The organism is Brucella sp. IR073, assembly GCF_049065735.1.
Taxonomy (GTDB): Bacteria; Pseudomonadota; Alphaproteobacteria; order Rhizobiales; family Rhizobiaceae; genus Paramesorhizobium.
In genome coordinates, this window is record NZ_JBAKHD010000002.1 from 523,617 (window position 1) to 543,469 (window position 19,853).

Genomic DNA, 19,853 nt, shown 5'->3' on the forward strand with positions numbered 1-19,853 from the left:
GATCCGCCTTCGCAGGTGCGGCAAATTGCGGCCAGATGCTTAGGTCCAAACGTTTAAGTACCTTTGACGCCAAGCAAAAACAGCAGTAGATAACGCCGCAACAAGCCGATCACGATCCGGGTCGCGCGCCATTGCAGGCAGGGTTTTCGTACGTCCTCGCCCGAATCCGTGCCGATGAGTTGGGAATCATTTCTGGGGCAGCCATGACGAAACCGATAGCCACCCGCCAACGCCCGCTTTCTCCGCATTTGACCATTTACAGATGGCCGATCACGATGACGATGTCGATCCTGCATCGCGCCACGGGCATCGCGCTTTATGCCGGCACGCTGCTGGTTGCGCTCTGGCTCATCACGGCGGCGACGAGCGAGGATGCTTTCAACATCGTCAACGGCTTCTTCGGCTCCTGGTTCGGCCGGCTCGTCCTCTTCGGCTACACCTGGGTGCTGCTACATCATATGCTGGGCGGCATCCGCCATCTGATCTGGGATACGATCACCGGCCTTGAAAAGCACACGGCCTCGAAGATGGCTTGGGCGACCGTGATCGGCTCCGTCGCGCTGACGCTGCTCATCTGGATCGTCGCGCTTCTGTAAGTTTTGCGCAGGTCTGCGCGGGGCGCCGCTTTGCGCTTTGCCGGATCTGGCTTCAAGGGAACAAGCTCATGAAAGACATGCGCACGCCTCTCAACCGCGTTCGGGGCCTCGGCTCCGCCAAGGAAGGAACCGGGCATTTCTGGCGCCAGCGCCTGACCGCCGTCGCCAATGTGCCGCTGATGCTGTTCTTCGTCGGCCTTATCGCCTCGCTGAACGGCGCCGATTTTGCGACGGTGCGCGCGGCCCTGTCGCATCCGCTGACGGCGCTGGTGATGATCCTGATGCTGCTCTCCGGGCTTTATCACATGCGTATCGGGATGCAGGTCATCATTGAAGACTATGTGCATGGCGAAGGCGCGAAAGTGATTTTCCTGATGCTGAACACGTTCTTCACGATCGTGATCGGCGTCGCCTGCATTTTCTCCATCCTCAAGCTCAGCTTCGGAGGTTGATCGCCATTATGGCTAAAACGACAAAGCGCGCGCCTCAGGCCGCGGACGGAAAATCCTATCAGTTCGTCGATCATAAATTCGATGTAGTGGTCGTTGGCGCGGGCGGCGCGGGCCTCCGCGCAACGCTGGGCATGGCCGAACAGGGCCTGAAAACCGCCTGCATCACCAAGGTGTTCCCCACCCGCTCGCACACGGTCGCGGCGCAGGGCGGCATTGCCGCTTCGCTTGGCAATATGGGGCCGGATTCCTGGCAGTGGCATATGTACGATACCGTCAAGGGATCGGACTGGCTGGGCGATACGGACGCGATGGAATATCTGGCGCGCGAGGCGCCTGCCGCTGTCTATGAGCTGGAGCATTACGGCGTGCCATTCTCGCGCACCGAGGAAGGCAAGATCTACCAGCGGCCCTTCGGCGGCCACATGCAGAATTTCGGCGACGGCCCCCCGGTGCAGCGCACCTGCGCGGCGGCGGACCGCACCGGTCACGCCATCCTGCACACGCTCTACGGTCAGAGCCTGAAGAACAATGCGCAGTTCTTCGTCGAATATTTCGCGCTCGACCTCATCATGACCGATGGGGTCTGCACCGGCGTCGTCGCGTGGAACCTCGATGACGGCACGATCCATCGCTTCGCCGCCAAGATGGTGGTGCTGGCGACGGGCGGCTACGGACGCGCCTATTTCTCGGCGACGTCAGCGCATACCTGCACGGGCGACGGCGGCGGTATGGCCGTGCGCGCGGGCCTGCCGCTGCAGGACATGGAATTCGTGCAGTTCCATCCCACCGGCATCTATGGCGCGGGCTGCCTCATCACCGAGGGCGCACGCGGCGAGGGCGGCTATCTCGTCAATTCCGAGGGCGAACGCTTCATGGAGCGCTATGCGCCTTCCGCCAAGGACCTTGCCTCGCGCGACGTGGTTTCCCGCTGCATGACGCTGGAAATCCGCGAGGGACGCGGCGTCGGCAAGAACAAGGACCACATCTATCTGCATCTCGATCATCTCGATCCGGCGGTGCTGCATGAGCGGCTTCCGGGCATTTCGGAATCGGCGAAGATTTTCGCCGGCGTCGATCTGACCAAGGAGCCGATCCCCGTGCTGCCGACCGTCCACTACAATATGGGCGGCATCCCCACCAATTATTGGGGCGAGGTGCTGAACCCGACGCCTGAGGATCCTGACCGCGTCCAGCCCGGCCTGATGGCCGTGGGCGAGGCGGGCTGCGCCTCGGTGCATGGGGCGAACCGTCTCGGCTCCAACTCGCTCATCGACCTCGTGGTGTTCGGGCGCGCGGCGGCGATCCGCGCCGGGCAGGTCATCGACCGCGACGCGAAGATCCCCGATATCAACGAGGAAGCGGTCGACAAGATCATGGACCGCTTCAACCGCATCCGCTTCGCCGATGGCCATACGCCGACCGCGAAGCTGCGCGAGAAAATGCAGCGCACCATGCAGGAAGACGCCGCCGTGTTCCGCACGTCGGAATCGCTTAAATCAGGCGTCGAGCGCATGGAAAAGCTCTGGCACGAGCTGCCCGATATCAAGGTTTCCGACCGCTCGATGATCTGGAACTCCGATCTGGTGGAGACGCTGGAGCTGGAAAACCTGATGATCAACGCGATGGCGACCGTCGTTTCGGCGGAAGCCCGCAAGGAAAGCCGTGGCGCGCATGCGCATGAGGATTTCCCCGAGCGCGACGACGTCAACTGGCGCAAGCATACGCTGGCCTGGGTGGAGCCGGATGGCCTGGTCAAGCTCGGCTACCGGCCGGTCCATATCGATCCGCTGACGACGGAATCGGAAGGCGGCATCAGCTTGGCGAAGATCGCGCCCAAGAAGCGCGTTTATTAGTTTTAGTTACGCAAGTCCGGACGGAAAATCGCTTCACACTTTTCCTGGACTTGCTCTGAAGGATCCAGAGCAATGGCTGAATTCTCACTTCCTCAGAATTCGAAGATCAAGCCGGGCCATGTCTGGCCCCGGCCCGCGGGCGCGAACAACCTGACGGAATTCAAGATCTATCGCTGGTCGCCGGATGACGACGAAAACCCGCGCATGGACACCTATTATGTCGACCGCGACGATTGCGGGCCGATGGTGCTGGACGGGCTGCTCTGGATCAAGAACAATGTCGACCCGACGCTGACGCTGCGCCGCTCCTGCCGCGAGGGCATTTGCGGCTCCTGCGCGATGAACATCGACGGCGCCAACACGCTCGCCTGCACCAAGGGCATGGATGAGATCGACGGCACGGTGAAGGTCTATCCGCTGCCGCATATGCCCGTCATCAAGGATCTGGTGCCGGACCTGACGGTGCCCTATGCGCAGCTCGCCTCGATCGATCCCTATCTCAAGACCGTCTCGCCGGAGCCGGCCAAGGAGTGGCTGCAGAGCCATGAGGACCGGGCGAAGCTCGACGGGCTCTATGAATGCATCCTCTGCTTCTGCTGCCAGACTTCGTGCCCGAGCTATTGGTGGAACGGCGAACGCTATCTCGGCCCTGCTGTGCTCCTGCAGGCCTATCGCTGGCTCATCGACTCGCGCGATGAGGCGACGGGCGAGCGGCTCGACAATCTGGAAGACCCGTTCCGGCTCTATCGCTGCCACACGATCATGAATTGCGCGCAGACCTGCCCGAAGGGTCTCAATCCGGCCAAGGCAATTGCCGAGATCAAGAAGATGCTGGTGGAACGGCGGGTGTAGCAGCATCCTGCAGCGGGATTGAAAACCGGTGGCACTGGTAATACCTTCAGGAACCGAAGGTGTTGCCAGGAGGCGATCATGGTTACGACGGTTACCGCAAAAGGACAGGTCACTATACCGAAACCCGTGCGCGATCTCCTGGGGATCGGGCCGGGCAGCAAGGTCGATTTCCGGCAAGCGTCCGATGGCAGCGTGGTGCTGACGCGGGCGGATGAAGCCCGCCCGGTGAGCCGTTTCGAGAAATTTCTCGGTCACGCCGGCCCAGGGCCGAGCACTGACGAGATCATGGCATTGACGCGTGGCGAAGAGTGACGCTCGTCGATACCAACGTTTTGCTGGATATTGTTACCAACGACCCGAAATGGGCGCGTTGGTCGATGGCGCGGCTGGAGGCGGTGAGTTCCGCCGGACCATTGATCATCAATGACGTCATCTATGCCGAGCTTGCGGTTCGCTATGAGAGTATCGAAGCGCTCGACACTTTCCTTGGTGAAAACGAAGTTGACAGGGTAGCAATCCCGAAGCCCGCGTTATTTGTGGCTGGAAAAATATTTGCACGATATCGCAAGGCAGGGGGAACGCGAACGGGTGTTCTGCCTGATTTCTTCATAGGCGCCCATGCGTCGATTGCCGGAATTCCGTTGCTGACGCGAGACATTAGACGCTACCCGGACTTACTTTCCGGCAGTGCAATTGATCGCGCCGGATTCCGATTAAAATCGCGAGGTAATGTTCCATGCTCGATCATATCGGTTTCAACATTTCCGACATGCAGAAATCGCGGGCGTTTTATGACGCGGTGCTTGGACCTCTTGGGATCGAGTCGGTGATGGAATTCGGCCATTGGGTCGGCTATGGCCGCCATGGCAAGCCGGAATTCTGGATCGGGGCGCAAAAAGGGGCGCAGCTGCAAGGGGTGTTGCACATCGCCTTCTCCGCCGGCACGCGCGCGGAGGTGAACCGCTTTTACGAGGCGGCGCTTGCGGCAGGCGGGCAGGACAATGGCGCGCCGGGCATTCGCGCGCATTATCATCCGGATTATTATTCGGCTTTTGTCCTCGATCCCGACGGGCACAATATCGAGGCCGTCTGCCATTTGCCGGAGTAGGTCTGGCTCCCTCCCCGCGAGGGGGAGGGAGGGCGTTTTAATCAGCCAAGCTTCGCGTCGAGCGTCACCTCGATGGCGCCGAGCGCCTTGGACAGCGGGCAGGCTTCCTTTGCCTGCTCGGCGAATTTGCGGAAGTCGGCGTCGCTGATGTTGGGCACGGTGCCGACGAGCGTAATGGCGCTTCGGGTGATTTCAAACCCGCCGCCTGCGGCAGGATTGACGCTGACCGTTGCTGTCGCGTCCAGCTTCTCAGCCGGGGTGCCGTTTTCAGCCAGGAAATGGGAAAGCTGCATGGCGAAGCAGCCGGCATGGGCCGCGGCGAGCAGTTCTTCCGGGTTGGTTCCGGCCTTGCCGCTTTCATCCTCGAAGCGGGCCTTGAAATTATAGGGAAGTCCCTTTAGCGCGCCGCTTTGTGTGTCGAGCGTGCCCGTTCCATCCTTGAGGCCGCCTTTCCAGACCGCCGTTGCTTTCCTGTCCATCTGCTGTCTCCTTGTTGTTCGGGCATGATCTCATCCAAAAAGTCTGCGACTTCTCGAGATCATGCTTATGAGAAGCGTTTGCATGATTGCAGTTGACAATATAGAGGAGCGTACCATTGCTGGCCAGTGCAACGATACGAGCCTTTTACTCTTGGGTAATCATAATATCGCGAGCATTTCTCCGTCATTCTCGGGCTTATCCCGAGAATCTACAACGCTCCGCCCTGTCAGGACGGCGATTTATTATTCTCTAAATCGCCTCGCCTTGCAAAAGGCGCGGGGTACCGCCCGTCAATCCTGCTGCCTGACGGATGAAAAAACGCTTCATGCCGGGCATGCGATCGACGAGGCCGAGGCCGATGTCCCTGAAGGCGCGGACAGGCGCAATGTCGTTGGAGAAGAGGCGATTGAGCAGATCGGTCGTCACGCCCATTTGCACCGTGTCGAAGCGCCGCCAGGACTGGTAGCGCTCCAGTGCTGCAAGCGAGCCGATGTCGAGGCCGAGCCGGTCGGTGCCGACGATGATTTCGGCAAGGGCGGCGGCATCGCGGAAGCCCAGATTGAGGCCCTGTCCGGCGATGGGGTGGATGCCATGGGCGGCGTCGCCGACGAGCGCGAAGCGCGGGCGGACATATTCACGCACCAGCATCAGGCCGAGTGGGAAGGCCCGGCGCGGGCTTTCGACGTGGATGGCGCCCAGCTTGTGGCCGAAGCGCTGCTCCAGCTCCGCTTCGAAGCGGAAATCGTCGAGACCCACGATGCGCTCCGCATCGCGGGTGCGTTCGGTCCAGACGAGGGACGAGCGGTTGCCCTTGAGCGGCAAAGTGGCGAAGGGGCCGGCCGGCAGGAAATGCTCTTCGGCGCGGCCATTATGCGGGCGCTCGTGATGGACGGTGCAGACGATGCCGGACTGGCCGTAATCCCATTGCACGGTCTTGATGCCGGCGCGCTCGCGCAGGCGGGAGCGCACGCCGTCGGCGGCGATGAGCAGCCGCGCCGTGAGCACGCGCCCGTCGCTTAAGGTAACGGTGACGCTGTTGGTATTCGTCGTGAATCCCTCGACGCCGATGCCTTCGACGATCTCGACGCCCAGCTCTTCCGCCTTGGCATGGAGCGCGGCGTTCAGATTGCGGTTCTCGACCATATGGGCGAAGGGCTCGCCCGGCGTCACATCGCCATCGAAGGTGAGGAAAACGGGACGCACGGGATCGGATGTGCGGGAATCGGTGACGATCATTTCGGTAATCGGCTGCGCCTCGGGCAGGATCGGCTGCCAGCAGCCGAGCCGGTTCAGCATGCGCGAGGCGGCGGCGGCGATGGCCGAGGCGCGCGGATCCTTCGTCCAGCTTCCGGGAGGTGCGGCATCGATGACGAGGACACGCAGGTGCGTCGCAGCGGCCTTCACCGCCACCGCCGTGGCGAGCCCAACATAGCCGCCGCCGGCAATCAGAACGTCGACCGGGGCGGTCTGGGTAGAGGTCTCAACGGTCATCGCTTCTTCCTTCCGTCACGTATTGCCATATTCGGCCGCATGACCTTATCCGAGACGTCTGCAACTTCTCGGGGGCATGCTCCTGTGCATGGGCCTATCCTTGACGCCTGTCAACGTTCCTGATTTCCATCGTACCGAACACAATATAGGCACCCCCAAGCGCAAGGCGAATCCCGATGTCCGCAGCCATGGAAGAACTGCTCTCCATCCTCGATCTCGAGACGCTGGAACACGATCTGTTCCGCGGCCGCAGCCCGCAGGTGGGATGGCAACGGGTGTTCGGTGGGCAGGTGATCGGGCAGGCGCTAGTGGCGGCGCAGCGCACGGTGGGCAAGGACCGGCATGTGCATTCGCTCCACGCCTATTTCGTGCGCCCCGGCGATCCGGCGGTGCCCATCATCTACGAGGTGGACCGCATCCGTGACGGGTCGAGCTTCTCGACGAGGCGCGTCCTCGCCATCCAGCACGGCAAGGCGATCTTTTCGCTGTCGGCCTCGTTCCAGGTGGATGAGGACGGACTCTCGCACCAGAAGGCAATGCCGCAGGATGTGCCGCCGCCCGAAAAGCTCATCAGCGACCGGGAACTCAAGGACCAATATTTAAAGCTCGCGCCGGAAAATGTGCGCAAATATTGGGGCAGCGAGCGCCCCATCGAGATGAAGCCGGTTTCGCTCACCCATTATTTTTCGCGCGAGAAGCTGCCGCCGGAACAGCATGTCTGGATAAGAACCACCGGCCCGGTGCCCGGCGACCGCGCATTGCAGGCGGCGGTGCTCGCCTATATCTCCGACATGACGCTGCTCGACACCTCGCTCTATGCCCATGGCCGCTCGATCTTCGACCGCGACCTGCAGGTGGCGAGCCTCGACCATGCCATGTGGTTCCACCATCCCTGCAAGCTCGACGACTGGCTGCTCTATACGCAGGACAGCCCGAACGCCTCCGGCGCGCGCGGCTTCAATCGCGGCTCCATCTACACCCGCGACGGCCTGCTCATCGCCTCCGTGGCGCAGGAGGGGCTGATCCGGGTGCGGGAAGATGATTAAAATCGCGCCATCTCGCGCAGGTTGAATTTATTCCGGCTATTTATTAGGCATTTTATGCGTGCGCCATTGGTCGCGCACGCAGATTTCTATGTGAAATCAACACCGTAATCCATTTGGCACGAAGCTTGTATCGAACCCTGCAGTCACCGGTGCGGCGTTGCCAAGCCTGTGCCTTCAACCGCGGGAAACCGCAATTTTTCGCCGCATGATCTGGAGGCTGCGACTTCTAGGATCATGCTAAAGCAGGGGTAGATGCAGATGAAAATCGTGATGGCGATCATCAAGCCATTCAAGCTGGACGAGGTGCGCGAAGCGCTCACCGCTATCGGCATCCAGGGCCTGACCGTAACCGAGGTCAAGGGATACGGGCGGCAGAAGGGCCATACGGAAATCTATCGCGGCGCGGAATATGCCGTGAGCTTCCTGCCGAAGATCAAGGTCGAAGTCGCCGTGCCGGCTGATCTCGTGGAAAAGACCGTCGAGACGATCACCGCCGCGGCCAAGACCGGCCAGATCGGCGACGGCAAGATTTTCGTGATCCCCCTCGACCAGGCGGTGCGCATCCGCACCGGCGAGACCGACGGCGACGCGCTCTAGAAGCGACGGGGGATTGTCATGGCTTCCCAGGGTCGAATGCACAAACAAGCGGCACTATTGGGTGAATTGTCTGCTTTTTGTGCAATGCGCGCAAGCGCAGCGAGCGGTCCTGTCGAGGGGAAACAAAATAATCAGCCTTTATAGCCGGTTAGGCGCCAGGACGGGAATTGGCACGGAATTTGGTTATGGGGCATTGGGCCGGGACTTGGGACGCGGAAATCGCGCGTTTGGGCCGGTGTACGACGGAGATTTTTGATGTTCACACTGAATAGACATGCGCGGACCGCTTTGGGTTCGCTCGCTCTTCTGGGCGCTTTTGCCGGAACGGCCATGGCGCAGGACGCGCCCGCCGCTGCCGCCGCCACGCCTGAATTCAACACCGGCGACACGGCATGGATGCTGACATCGACAGCGCTGGTGCTGATGATGACCATCCCCGGGCTGGCGCTCTTCTATGGCGGCATGGTCCGCCAGAAGAACGTGCTCTCTACGGTCATGCAGAGCTTCGCCATCTGCTGCCTTGTCAGCATATTGTGGATGGTGTTCGGCTATTCGCTGGTCTTCACCGATGGCGGCTCGCTCAACGCCTATCTCGGCGGCTTCAGCAAGACCTTCCTCTCCGGCGTCAGCATGACCACCGCCCACCCGCTGGCGGGCACGATCCCGGAATATCTGTTCATCATGTTCCAGATGACCTTCGCGATCATCACGCCCGCGCTGATCTGCGGCGCGTTCGCGGAGCGTATGAAATTTTCGTCCATGCTGCTGTTCATGGCGCTCTGGCTGCTCATCGTCTATGTGCCGGTGGCGCATTGGGTCTGGGGCGGCGGCTTCCTCGGCTCGGACGGCGTTCTCGATTTCGCGGGCGGCACGGTGGTTCACATCAATGCCGGTATTGCCGGTCTCGTCGCGGCGCTCGTCATCGGCAAGCGTGAGGGCTACGGCCAGGTCAATATGGCGCCGCACAATCTCGTGCTTTCGGTTGTCGGCGCTTCGCTGCTGTGGGTCGGCTGGTTCGGCTTCAACGCCGGTTCGGCGGCTGGCTCCAACGCGCTCGCGGCTGTCGCCATGCTGAACACGCAGGTCGCCACAGCGGGCGCAGCGCTTGCCTGGATGTTTGCTGAATGGATCATCGCCAAGAAGCCCAGCGTGCTAGGCATCATCTCCGGCGCGGTCGCGGGCCTCGTCGCGGTCACTCCGGCGGCGGGCTTCGTCAACCCCACCGGCGCGCTCATCATCGGCCTCGTGGCGGGCGTCATCTGCTACATCGCCGCCGTCAAGGTAAAGCATGCGCTCGGCTATGACGACTCGCTCGATGCCTTCGGCGTCCATGGCGTGGGCGGCATCGTCGGCGCTGTTCTGACCGGCGTGTTCGCCGACCCCGCGATCAACAGCTTGAGCGCCGGCGCTTCGGTGGGCACGCAGATCTATGGCGTGATCTTCACCATCATCTACGCGGCCATCGCCACGGCGATCATCCTCTATATCGTCAAGGCCATCACCGGCCTGCGCCCGACCAAGCAGGAAGAGATCGAGGGACTCGACATCAACCTGCATGGCGAGACGGTGCATTAAGTTCGCATCCCACCCCTCCCCGCAAGGGGGAAGGAGGGGAGCCAGCATTGCGAAGGCCCGGTTCTGCCGGGCCTTCTTTTTAGGGCGCTGCACTTCGGCATGGTTAATGCGGCCTTAACCTTCCCTGCCTTAGGGTTGGACCCGAATCCGCCTCGATAAGGGGTTATCAGGCGCGGACAGGCGACCATTTTACAGGCACTCGGGAAAAGCTTTATGCGGCAAGGATACTCGCCCTCATATGCCGTTCGGGACGAGAGAACGCGGAACGCTCGTCTGGAACTGGCGGGGATTTTCCGGCGGCAGATCGACATTCTGCTGGGGTTGCTCATTCTCGCCGGCGTGGCGCTCGCGGCGGGTGCGCTGGCGACGTGGAATGTCGCCGATCCGAGCTTCAGCCATGCCACGTCCAATCCGGTCACCAATGCGCTCGGCTATCCGGGCGCGGTGTTTTCCGATATCGCCATGCAGTTCCTGGGCCTGTCGAGCGTCGCCGCGCTGCTTCCCGCCATCTTCTGGGGCATGCTCTTGATCGCCCATGGTCATATCGGGCGTCTGCCGAAGCGCATTCTCGCCTGGGTCGGCGCTGCCCTGCTTTTCGCCGCCATCGCCAGCTGCTTTTCCGTGCCCGAGAGCTGGCCGATGCCCATCGGGCTTGGCGGCGTGCTGGGCGATCTGGTGCTGAAACTTCCGAGCCTCTTCCTCGGCGAATTTCCGCGCGGTCCCGCGGCGTCGATCATTATCGCGGTGCTCGCCGTTCCCGCGCTGTTTCTGTGCGCTTTCGCCAGCGGTTTGACCGGGCGGGTGCAGCCGCTGGCCAGCCCGGCGCGGCCCAAGGCCCGCACGCCGCAGGAGCTGGACGAAGAGGATGAAGACGACGAGGAAGACGATAGCGGCTCGCTTGCGCTCGGCGCGGTGACGCATTGGTACTACAGCGCGCGGGCGATGCTGCATCGCCTTACCTCCCGCGTGCCGAAGCCGCGCGGGCGGCAGGATGAGGACGATCCGTTCGCCGCGGTTCCGGCCCGCTCGGGCGCGCGGCGTGAACCCGGTTTCGACGCCGGGCGCGAGCGGCTCGATGTCGCGCCTTTTGACGACGAGGATGACGATGACCTGGCCGCACCGGCCGGCGTGGCAGCTGCCGACCGTCCTCTGGCGACCGGGCGCGTCGAGGTGCCGCCGCGTTCGGTGAAGCCGGGCGCGCGGGCGCAGGAGGCGGTGAAGCCACAGCGCAGGATCAGCGGCGTTTTCGAATTGCCGTCGCTGAAGCTGCTCGCGGAGCCGAAGGCTGTGGTGCGCGATCCCAGCCTTTCCAAGGAGGCGCTGGAGCAGAATGCGCGGCTTCTGGAAGGCGTTCTGGAAGATTTCGGCGTCAAGGGCGACATCATCCATGTGCGTCCCGGACCTGTCGTCACGCTCTATGAGCTGGAACCCGCGCCCGGCATCAAATCCTCGCGTGTCATCGGTCTTGCCGACGATATCGCCCGCTCGATGAGCGCCATTGCCGCGCGTGTCGCTGTTGTGCCGGGGCGCAATGCCATCGGCATCGAGCTGCCCAACCAGAAGCGCGAAATGGTCTATTTGCGCGAGATGCTGGCGAGCCGCGATTTCAGCGAAACCAAGACCAAGCTGGCGCTGGCGCTCGGCAAGACGATCAATGGCGAGCCCGTCATCGCCGACATCACCAAATTCCCGCATCTGCTCGTTGCGGGCACCACCGGCTCGGGCAAGTCGGTCGCCATCAACACGATGATCCTATCGCTGCTCTACCGCATGACGCCACAGCAATGCCGTCTCATCATGATTGACCCTAAGATGCTAGAACTCTCCGTCTATGACGGTATCCCGCATCTGCTGACGCCTGTGGTGACCGATCCGAAGAAGGCCGTCGTCGCGCTCAAATGGACCGTGCGCGAGATGGAGGACCGCTATCGCAAGATGTCGAAGGTGGGCGTGCGCAATATCGACGGTTTCAACGCCCGCGTCGGACAGGCGCAGATGAAGGGCGAGCGCATCGCCCGCACGGTGCAGACCGGCTTCGACCGCGACACGGGCGAAGCGGTCTACGAGACGGAGGAACTCGATCTCGAGCCGATGCCCTATATCGTCGTCATCATCGACGAGATGGCCGATCTGATGATGGTCGCGGGCAAGGATATCGAAGGCGCGGTGCAGCGGCTGGCGCAGATGGCGCGCGCGGCGGGCATCCACGTCATCATGGCGACGCAGCGGCCTTCGGTCGACGTCATCACCGGCACGATCAAGGCCAATTTCCCGACGCGCATCTCCTTCCAGGTCACCTCGAAGATTGACAGCCGCACCATTCTTGGCGAGCAGGGCGCGGAGCAATTGCTCGGGCAGGGCGACATGCTGTTCATGGCAGGCGGCGGGCGCATCCAGCGCGTTCACGGGCCGTTCGTCGGCGACGACGAGGTGGAGAAGGTCGTGCAGCATCTGAAGCGCCAGGGCGCGCCGGAATATCTCGACGCCATCACCCAGGAAGACGACGAGGATGGCGAAGGCGGCGGCGGTCCGGCAGGCACCTCCAATCTCGACGATTCCGACGATCCCTACGATCAGGCTGTGGCGGTGGTGCTGCGCGACAAGAAGGCCTCGACCTCCTATATCCAGCGCCGCCTCGGCATCGGCTACAACCGCGCCGCCTCGATCATCGAGCGCATGGAGCGGGAAGGCATCGTCGGCCCCGCAAACCATGCGGGCAAGCGCGAAATCCTCGTGCCGGGCGAGGGGGATGAGTATTAGACAAACGATAGCAGCAAGCGCCCACATCCGACCGGATGAGGAGCATGTAAGTTCCAAGATGTATCGATAAAAGCGGAACGAACCATGAGCATCGACCGTTGAGACGCCACACTCGCGTCAAACTATTGATCCAATCTGGGAAGAATAACGAGAGACAGGTTTTTGATGAAAACGGAAAAGATGCGGCTTGTTGCGGTTCTGCGTGGTGCCATGCTCGGCCTCACCGTCATGGGCGCTTCGATGGCGGCGCCGCTTGGGCTGTCCGTTTCTCCAGCGCTTGCGCAGGTCAACCAGCAGCAGATGGCGGCGGCGCAGCAGATTGCCGATCATTTTTCCGCCGTGCGCACCATGACCGGCGAGTTCGTGCAGTTCGGCCCGCGCGGCGAGCAGAGCGGCGGCACCTTCTATATCGAGCGCCCGGGCAAGATCCGCTTCAATTACAACAATTCACCGATCCGGGTGATCTCGGATGGCGAATCCGTGGTCGTGAACAACCGCAAGCTCGACACCTGGGACCTCTATCCGCTGACGAAGACGCCGCTGAAGCTGCTGCTGGGTGACCGTATCGATCTTGGCGGCGGACGGCTGAAGTCGGTCCGCCAGGAGCCTGATATGACGACCATCGTGCTCGGCGATGAATCGATCTTCGGCAATTCGAAAATCACCATGATGTTCGATCCGAAGACCTATGCCTTGAAGCAGTGGACGATCACCGACGCGCAGAACCTCGATACGACAGTCATGATCTTCAATGTTCGCGAGGGCGTGCGCTTTGCGCCTGACATGTTCAAGATCGACTACCAGCGCATCGCGATGAAGCGGAAGGGGCAGTGACGCCTCCTCCTTCCCCCTTGCGGGGATTGAGGAGCGTTCGGCCGAAGGCCGAGGAAAAAGCCAACGATTTGGCTTTTCCAGCGACGAACCCCGCTTTAGCGGGCGGATGGGGGTGGCGAGGTCTGCGCGTTTGCTGACGACCGTAGCGCAAACGTCACCACCCCCACCCGACCCTCCGGACGGTGCGAGCAGGGCGACGTAGGGCGCCAGCATTTTCCCAACAAGCTGCGCCAATTTCAGGCTGGCACCGCTGCCGCGATGCTGTAAGTTCGCCCGCGATTCATCCCCCGCGAGCGAGCCAATTCCATGCCCTTTTCGATCGCCACCTGGAACATCAATTCCGTGCGCCTGCGTTTGCCGCTGGTCGAGCGCTTTCTGAGGGAGTATCAGCCCGATGTGCTCTGCCTGCAGGAGATCAAATGCACGGACGATCTCTTTCCCTATGAAGCGTTCCAGGCGCTCGGCTATCAGCATATCGCGGTCAGCGGCCAGAAGGGCTATCACGGCGTTGCCACCCTCTCGCGCCGTCCGCTTGAGGGGATCGAGCGCAAAGGTTTCTGCAACATCGTCGATTGCCGCCATGTGAGCAGCGTGGTGACGGCTGGGGGCAAGCGCCTGCGCATCCATAATTTCTATGTCCCCGCCGGCGGCGACGAGCCGGACCCTGATATCAACCCGAAATTTGCGCACAAGCTCGGCTTCATCGAGGAGATGAAAGCCATCCTCGCCAATACAGGCGACGGCTGTTCGTCCATCCTCGTGGGCGACCTCAACATCGCGCCGCTCGAAACCGATGTCTGGTCGCACAAGCAGCTTCTGAATGTGGTCAGCCACACGCCGGTCGAGACCGAGGGGCTGGAGCTGGCGCGCCGCCTCGGCGGCTGGAGCGACCTCGTGCGCCATCACATTGCGCCGGAGCAGAAGGTGTTCACCTGGTGGAGCTACCGTGCGCGCGACTGGGAGGCGTCGGACCGTGGCCGCCGTCTCGACCATATCTGGGGCTCGCCCGATCTCGAAACCGATCTCGCCTCGGTGACGATCCTGCGCGAAGCGCGCGGCTGGGACCGGCCTTCGGACCATGTGCCCGTCATCGCCATTTTCGGTCTGGATTAAGCGGCGCGCCGAACCTATAATGGATGGTGTTGAATAGAGGAGCAAAAGCGATGGATCGGATTTCACTGTTTCTGACGACCAGTGTTTCCAACGATTCCATGGCTTGCAATGACTGCTCTTCTGACGCTTCAGGACATATCCTGCACCACGGCTGATGGCCGTCTTCTTTTCAGCTCCGTCAATCTCAGTGTTACGGCGGGCCGCATAGGCATTGTCGGGCGCAATGGCGTGGGGAAGTCCACGCTGCTGCGGATCATGAGCGGCGCATTGCCGCCAACCGCCGGAACCGTTTCTATAAACGGCAAGATCGGCGTGGTCGGGCAGAATACCGGCGGGGATTCACATGAAACGCTGGCAGATCTTTTCCGCATCCGCTCCGGTCTCGACATCCTCGCGCGCATCGAGGCCGGCTCTGCTGGGGATGCCGATCTTGCCGAGGCGGACTGGCTGCTGCCGCAGCGGTTCGCCCAGGTTTTACAGAAATTCGGTCTGCCTGACCTCGATCCCAGCGCGCCTGTCTCTTCTTTAAGCGGCGGGCAGCAGACGCGCGCCGCGCTGGCCGCTCTCCTGTTTCACGAACCCGATCTCATCTTGCTGGACGAGCCGACCAACAATCTCGACCGCGAGGGACGGGAGGCGGTGATGGCGCTTCTGTCCGGCTGGCGCGGCGCTGCCGTGGTGGTCAGCCATGATCGTGAGCTCTTGCGGGCCATGGATGCCATAGCGGAGCTATCGCAGGACGGGCTCCATCTTTATGGCGGGAACTGGGATTTTTACCGCGAGCAGAAAGCGCGGGAGCGTGAAGGCGCCGCGCGCGATCTCCTCCTGGCGCAGCGGGAGGCCAAAGCCGTGCAGCGCAAGGCGCAGGCGGCTGCGGAGCGGCAGGCGCGCAGCGATGCCAGGGGGCGCAAATCCCGCGCCGATGCCGGGATGAGCAAACTGCTGCTCGATGCGCGAGAGGACCGCGCCCAGAAAACCGGCGGGCGGGGAACCGCTCTCGCCCAGCGCCAGGCGGCGGAAGCCGAGGCGCAATTGCGCGCAGCCGAGGCGAAGGTGGAGCGGGTCACGCCGTTGCGCTTCGCGGCGGAGGGAGCGTCCGCGCCTTCCGGCAGGATATTGCTGAGCATGGAGAATGTCTCGGGCGGTCCCGTGCCGGACGCGCCGGTCATCCAAGATTTCTCGCTCAAGATCGTCGGGCCGGAGCGCATAGCCGTGACGGGGCGCAATGGCGCGGGCAAGACCAGCCTGCTTCGCCTCATAACCGGGGAGCTTCAGCCTGTGGCCGGCAAAGTGAGCCGGTTTGCCCGCACCGTGATGTTCGACCAGCAGATGAGCCTCATGGACCGCACGGCGACGCTCCATGCGAATTTCCGCCGGCTCAATCCCGGGGCGAACGACAATGACGCCCATGCGGCGCTGGCGCGGTTTTCATTTCGAGGGACAAGCGCTTCGCGTCTTGCGGGGACATTGAGCGGTGGAGAGTTGCTGCGCGCAGCGCTTGCCTGCGTGCTCGACGGCACGCAGAAGCCGGAGCTGCTCATCCTCGACGAGCCGACCAATCATCTCGATCTCGATTCCATCGAGGCGCTGGAGGCGGCGCTCAACGGCTATGACGGCGCATTGCTGGTGGTGAGCCATGATCGGGTTTTTCTCGATGCGATCGGCATCGAGCGGACGGTTGAATTATAGCCGAACTCAATCCTCCGGGGCGAGGCGCGGCGCGACCTTCTCGATCTCGCTTACCAGCTGAAGCAGATTGCGGCTGACATGGGAATGAAGCGCTACGGCGACCTCGGGGAATTCTTCGAGGATGCGGTGGAAGATGGCGCGGGAAAGCCGCAGGACTTCCGTCTCGCTCTCGGCGAAGGCGCCGGTCAGCCGCGAGGTCTGGGCGATGAGCGCCATCTCGCCCAGCACCGCGCCGGGACCGACGGAGCGGATCGTCACGCGGCTGCCGCGCTCGTCTTCCTGGAAAAGGCATATGCTGCCGGAGACGATGACATAGGCGCAATCGGCGCTCTGTCCCTCGCGGAACAATTCGCGGCCCGCCCGCAGCACCAGCCGCTCCGCGCCGAACGCAAGCAGCCGCAGCTGTTCGGGCGTAAGCGAGCCGAACAGATCTACGGTGCCAAGAATGCGGATGTCATCGTCGAGCGCCATATTACCGTCAATACACCGCTCCGACCGACGGGGCTATCAGGGAACGAGCTTGTATCCCCCGCTTTCTGTCACGAGAATCGCCGCATTGGAGGGATCTTTCTCGATTTTCTGGCGCAGGCGATAGACGTGCGTTTCGAGCGTATGGGTGGTGACCCCTGAATTATAGCCCCACACTTCCTCAAGGAGCATGTCGCGCCCGATGACCTTGTCGCCGGCGCGGTAGAGATATTTAATGATCGCCGCTTCCTTCTCGGTCAGGCGGATCTTGCCGCCCTTCTCGTCGATCAGCAGCTTCTGGCCCGGCTTGAAGGTGTAGGGGCCGACGGTGAAGGTGGCGTCCTCGCTCTGTTCGTGCTGGCGCAGCTGGGCGCGGATGCGGGCGAGCAGCACGGCGAAGCGGAACGGCTTGGTCACATAATCGTTGGCGCCGGATTCAAGCCCGAGAATGGTGTCGGAATCGGTGTCGTGGCCGGTCAGCATGATCACGGGCGGCTTGAACCCGCCCTTGCGCAACAGCTTCACCGCCTCGCGGCCATCCATGTCCGGCAGGCCGACATCCATGACCAGCAGGTCGACCATTTCGTTGCGCGCCGTCTGAATACCTTTCGTGGCGGTATCCTCCTGCAGGATGTGGAATTCCTCGCAGAGCGCGAGCTGCTCCACCAGAATGGAGCGGAGGTCCTCATCATCGTCCACAATCAGAATTGTACGGCCAGTCATGCGTATCCTCGTCTATTGTGTTCAATCGGCATTGACGTTTTATCGCATTTAGAGCGAGATGAGGCCAGAAGGAAACCAATTAGCGGTTAATCCGGCGGCAATAACCCATCCGCGGGGGCGGGGACATGAAAAGAGCTGACAGCAAGGCCGTGCGCCGGATCGATATTCGGTCCCGCCCGGGAAATCCTTCGCAGGGGCTTCTCATTATCCGTAATCTGGTGTTGCCTTGTGCGCTCGGCAAGAGGGGGATCAGCGCTTTCAAGCGGGAGGGGGATAGCGCAACGCCGCTCGGGGCGATGCGCTTGCTTTACGGATGGCGCAGGCGGCGGATGAATTTTGCGCCCGTTTCGCTGCTGCCCTTCCGCACCATCCGCCGTGATGACGGCTGGTGCGACGCGCCTATTGACCGCAATTACAACAAGCGCGTCCCCCTGCCTTACGGACCGAGCCACGAGAATCTCTGGCGGGACGATGGGCTTTACGACATATGCATCGTGCTCGATTGGAACATCCGTCCGCGGAAGCGCGGACGGGGCAGCGCGATCTTCTTTCATCTCGCCCGGCCGGGCTATCTGCCGACCGAGGGGTGCATTGCCTTGAAGCGCAGGAATATGGCGCGGCTGCTGCCATACCTCAATAGCGGGACGACGATCCGCGTGCGGCGTTAGTATTGCGCAAGTCCGGACGGAAAACCGCTTCGCACTTTTCCTGGACTTGCTTGGAGCATCGCATCGTGCAGCACTTCGAAGATGCGGGGCTGGGCGGATTGGGCCACGTTGAAGCGCAGATAGTTGGCGGCGTTGCGGGAGAGGCTGAAGACATTGCCCGGCGCGAACACCACGCCGCGCTCTAGGGCATGACGGGCGATGAGCGCCGAATCCATGCCTGCCGGAAGCCGCGCCCAGAGGAAGAGACCGCCCTGCGGCTCGGTCCATAATTCCAGCCCTGCCGCCTTCAGCCGGTTCGAGGCGAGCGTCATCGCCGCAGCGAGTTTCTGGCGCAGGGCTTCTATATGACGGCGATAGGTGCCGTCGATGAGCAATGTATGGACGAGCTGGGCGGAGAGCTGGCTCGATCCGAAACTCGTTGCGAGCTTCATATCGGTGAGGGCGTCGATCCAGTCGCCGCGAGCGGCGATATAACCGACGCGCGCGGCGGCGGTGAGCGTCTTCGAAAAGCTGCCGATATGGACGATCCGTTCCAGCCCGTCGAGCTCGGCCAGCAGTGGCGAGGGCGAGGCGTAGAAGTCGGCGAAGATGTTGTCCTCGATGACGATCATGCCATGTTGTTCGACGAGCTTCAGCAGACGGTGCGCGATAGCAGGGGTCATCATGCTGCCGGTTGGATTATGGATGCCGGCATTGGCGATGTAGAGCTTCGGGCGATGCTCCTCCGCCGCGCGGGCGAAGGCGTCGAGGTCGGGTCCGCCCGGCGTATAGGGAACGCCGATGGCGCGCACGCGGTGCATCTGCAGCAGCGCGAGGAAATTGAAATAGCAGGGGTCGTCCACCAGCACCGTGTCGCCGGGCTGGAGGAAGAAGCGGCAGAGCAGGTCGAGCGCCTGCGTGCCTGAATCGACCAGCAGCACCTGGTCGGGCGGCGCATCCACGCCCTGCTCGGCGAGGCGGCGCGAGAGGTGAAGGCGCAGCGGCGCATAGCCCTGGGGGTCACCGTAATCGGTGAAGATCGCCGCCTCGTCGCGGGCGAGCGAGCGCATGGCGCGGCGGATGCCTTCCTGCGGCAGCCAGTCATCCGGCAGCCAGCCGCAGCCGGGCTTCAGCGTCGCGCCATCGGTTTCGAGCGACTGGCGCATGATCCAGAGCGGATCGATTTCCCGGTCGAGGCGAGGGGCGGCGGGCGTGAGCGCGAAGGCCTGCGCACGGCCCGCGACGAAGAAGCCCGCGCCCCGGCGGGACTGGATGACGCCCTCGGCGACGAGCCGGTCATAGGCCTCCACGACGGTCGATTTGGAGACGTCCATGGTCGCGGCGAGCCGCCGGATCGAAGGCAGCCGTGCGCCGGGGGAGAGGCTCAAGGCGGCGATGCGGCCGCGAATGATGCCCATCACTTTTTCGACGAGAGTCTGCTCGTCCTGGGGGATGTCCTCATGGGGCATATCGGGCGCCGCAGTTTCATGGGCAGCGGGTTGATGCAACATCTGTACTGTTCCTCGTTCCGGTACAGTCCGGTGAAATTGTACTGCTACTGTCTCTCCC

Annotated in this window: 19 protein-coding genes and 1 pseudogene; 15 read left to right on the forward strand and 5 right to left on the reverse strand. The window is 62.4% G+C overall.

The annotated features are described in order from the left end of the window. Nucleotides 1-203 precede the first annotated feature (203 nt). The 7 genes and pseudogenes from sdhC (at nt 204) to ACOWVG_RS06350 (ending at nt 4,861) form a co-directional block, all read left to right on the forward strand. On the forward strand, nt 204-596 hold the full coding sequence (gene sdhC / locus ACOWVG_RS06320; RefSeq protein WP_420960671.1) for a succinate dehydrogenase, cytochrome b556 subunit: 393 nt from the start codon (nt 204-206) through the stop codon (nt 594-596). A 68-nt stretch (nt 597-664) separates the two neighbouring features. After that, entirely contained in the window at nt 665-1,048 is a 384-nt protein-coding gene (sdhD, locus tag ACOWVG_RS06325) for a succinate dehydrogenase, hydrophobic membrane anchor protein (protein ID WP_420960673.1), read from the forward strand. Between the two features lie 8 nt (nt 1,049-1,056). After that, nucleotides 1,057-2,901 (forward strand): succinate dehydrogenase flavoprotein subunit, encoded by a 1,845-nt coding sequence (gene sdhA / locus ACOWVG_RS06330; protein ID WP_420960675.1) that lies wholly within the window; start codon nt 1,057-1,059, stop codon nt 2,899-2,901. A 72-nt stretch (nt 2,902-2,973) separates the two neighbouring features. After that, nucleotides 2,974-3,753 (forward strand): succinate dehydrogenase iron-sulfur subunit, encoded by a 780-nt coding sequence (locus ACOWVG_RS06335; protein WP_420960677.1) that lies wholly within the window; start codon nt 2,974-2,976, stop codon nt 3,751-3,753. 78 nt (nt 3,754-3,831) lie between these two features. Continuing rightward, nucleotides 3,832-4,065, forward strand: a complete 234-nt coding sequence (locus ACOWVG_RS06340; protein ID WP_420960679.1) for an AbrB/MazE/SpoVT family DNA-binding domain-containing protein — start codon at nt 3,832-3,834, stop codon at nt 4,063-4,065. Further along, nucleotides 4,062-4,470: pseudogene (locus ACOWVG_RS06345) on the forward strand (type II toxin-antitoxin system VapC family toxin). Before ACOWVG_RS06340 ends, ACOWVG_RS06345 begins: the two are co-directional and overlap by 4 nt. A gap of 19 nt (nt 4,471-4,489) precedes the next feature. Continuing rightward, nucleotides 4,490-4,861, forward strand: coding sequence for a VOC family protein (locus tag ACOWVG_RS06350; protein ID WP_420960681.1), 372 nt, complete (start codon nt 4,490-4,492; stop codon nt 4,859-4,861). Nucleotides 4,862-4,902: 41 nt separating this feature from the next. Here the strand turns inward: ACOWVG_RS06350 and ACOWVG_RS06355 are convergent, their stop codons facing one another. Next, nucleotides 4,903-5,340: an OsmC family protein gene (locus ACOWVG_RS06355; RefSeq protein ID WP_420960683.1), complete on the reverse strand. Its 438-nt coding sequence runs from the start codon at nt 5,338-5,340 to the stop codon at nt 4,903-4,905. 250 nt (nt 5,341-5,590) lie between these two features. Beyond that, nucleotides 5,591-6,832, reverse strand: a complete 1,242-nt coding sequence (locus tag ACOWVG_RS06360) for a ubiquinone biosynthesis hydroxylase (RefSeq protein ID WP_420960685.1) — start codon at nt 6,830-6,832, stop codon at nt 5,591-5,593. A 176-nt stretch (nt 6,833-7,008) separates the two neighbouring features. Between ACOWVG_RS06360 and tesB the strand changes: the two genes are divergently transcribed. From tesB to ACOWVG_RS06395, 7 genes are all read left to right on the forward strand, one after another. Beyond that, nucleotides 7,009-7,878, forward strand: a complete 870-nt coding sequence (gene tesB / locus ACOWVG_RS06365; RefSeq protein ID WP_420960687.1) for an acyl-CoA thioesterase II — start codon at nt 7,009-7,011, stop codon at nt 7,876-7,878. Nucleotides 7,879-8,136: 258 nt separating this feature from the next. After that, nucleotides 8,137-8,475, forward strand: a complete 339-nt coding sequence (locus ACOWVG_RS06370) for a P-II family nitrogen regulator (RefSeq protein WP_420960820.1) — start codon at nt 8,137-8,139, stop codon at nt 8,473-8,475. Between the two features lie 255 nt (nt 8,476-8,730). Further along, nucleotides 8,731-10,050, forward strand: coding sequence for an ammonium transporter (locus ACOWVG_RS06375; protein ID WP_420960689.1), 1,320 nt, complete (start codon nt 8,731-8,733; stop codon nt 10,048-10,050). A gap of 213 nt (nt 10,051-10,263) precedes the next feature. Then, the gene (locus ACOWVG_RS06380) at nt 10,264-12,810 is read left to right on the forward strand and encodes a DNA translocase FtsK 4TM domain-containing protein (RefSeq protein WP_420960691.1); all 2,547 of its coding nucleotides are present in this window, start codon (nt 10,264-10,266) and stop codon (nt 12,808-12,810) included. Between the two features lie 165 nt (nt 12,811-12,975). After that, nucleotides 12,976-13,644 carry an outer-membrane lipoprotein carrier protein LolA gene (locus ACOWVG_RS06385; RefSeq protein ID WP_420960693.1) on the forward strand — a complete coding sequence of 223 codons (669 nt, stop codon included), beginning with the start codon at nt 12,976-12,978 and terminating at the stop codon, nt 13,642-13,644. A gap of 306 nt (nt 13,645-13,950) precedes the next feature. After that, nucleotides 13,951-14,757, forward strand: coding sequence for an exodeoxyribonuclease III (locus ACOWVG_RS06390; RefSeq protein ID WP_420960695.1), 807 nt, complete (start codon nt 13,951-13,953; stop codon nt 14,755-14,757). A gap of 108 nt (nt 14,758-14,865) precedes the next feature. Then, the gene (locus ACOWVG_RS06395) at nt 14,866-16,446 is read left to right on the forward strand and encodes an ABC-F family ATP-binding cassette domain-containing protein (RefSeq protein ID WP_420960698.1); all 1,581 of its coding nucleotides are present in this window, start codon (nt 14,866-14,868) and stop codon (nt 16,444-16,446) included. Nucleotides 16,447-16,452: 6 nt separating this feature from the next. Here ACOWVG_RS06395 and ACOWVG_RS06400 read toward each other — a convergent pair whose 3' ends face one another. Together ACOWVG_RS06400 and ACOWVG_RS06405 are read right to left on the reverse strand one after the other, a co-directional pair. Then, the gene (locus ACOWVG_RS06400) at nt 16,453-16,917 is read right to left on the reverse strand and encodes a cyclic nucleotide-binding domain-containing protein (RefSeq protein WP_420960700.1); all 465 of its coding nucleotides are present in this window, start codon (nt 16,915-16,917) and stop codon (nt 16,453-16,455) included. A 36-nt stretch (nt 16,918-16,953) separates the two neighbouring features. Further along, on the reverse strand, nt 16,954-17,637 hold the full coding sequence (locus tag ACOWVG_RS06405) for a response regulator transcription factor (RefSeq protein ID WP_420960701.1): 684 nt from the start codon (nt 17,635-17,637) through the stop codon (nt 16,954-16,956). 125 nt (nt 17,638-17,762) lie between these two features. Between ACOWVG_RS06405 and ACOWVG_RS06410 the strand changes: the two genes are divergently transcribed. Continuing rightward, complete coding sequence (locus ACOWVG_RS06410) at nt 17,763-18,305, forward strand: L,D-transpeptidase family protein (RefSeq protein ID WP_420960703.1); 543 nt, start codon at nt 17,763-17,765, stop codon at nt 18,303-18,305. Here the strand turns inward: ACOWVG_RS06410 and ACOWVG_RS06415 are convergent. Next, entirely contained in the window at nt 18,302-19,753 is a 1,452-nt protein-coding gene (locus ACOWVG_RS06415) for a PLP-dependent aminotransferase family protein (RefSeq protein ID WP_420960822.1), read from the reverse strand. The genes ACOWVG_RS06410 and ACOWVG_RS06415 overlap by 4 nt on opposite strands. Nucleotides 19,754-19,853: the final 100 nt, after the last annotated feature.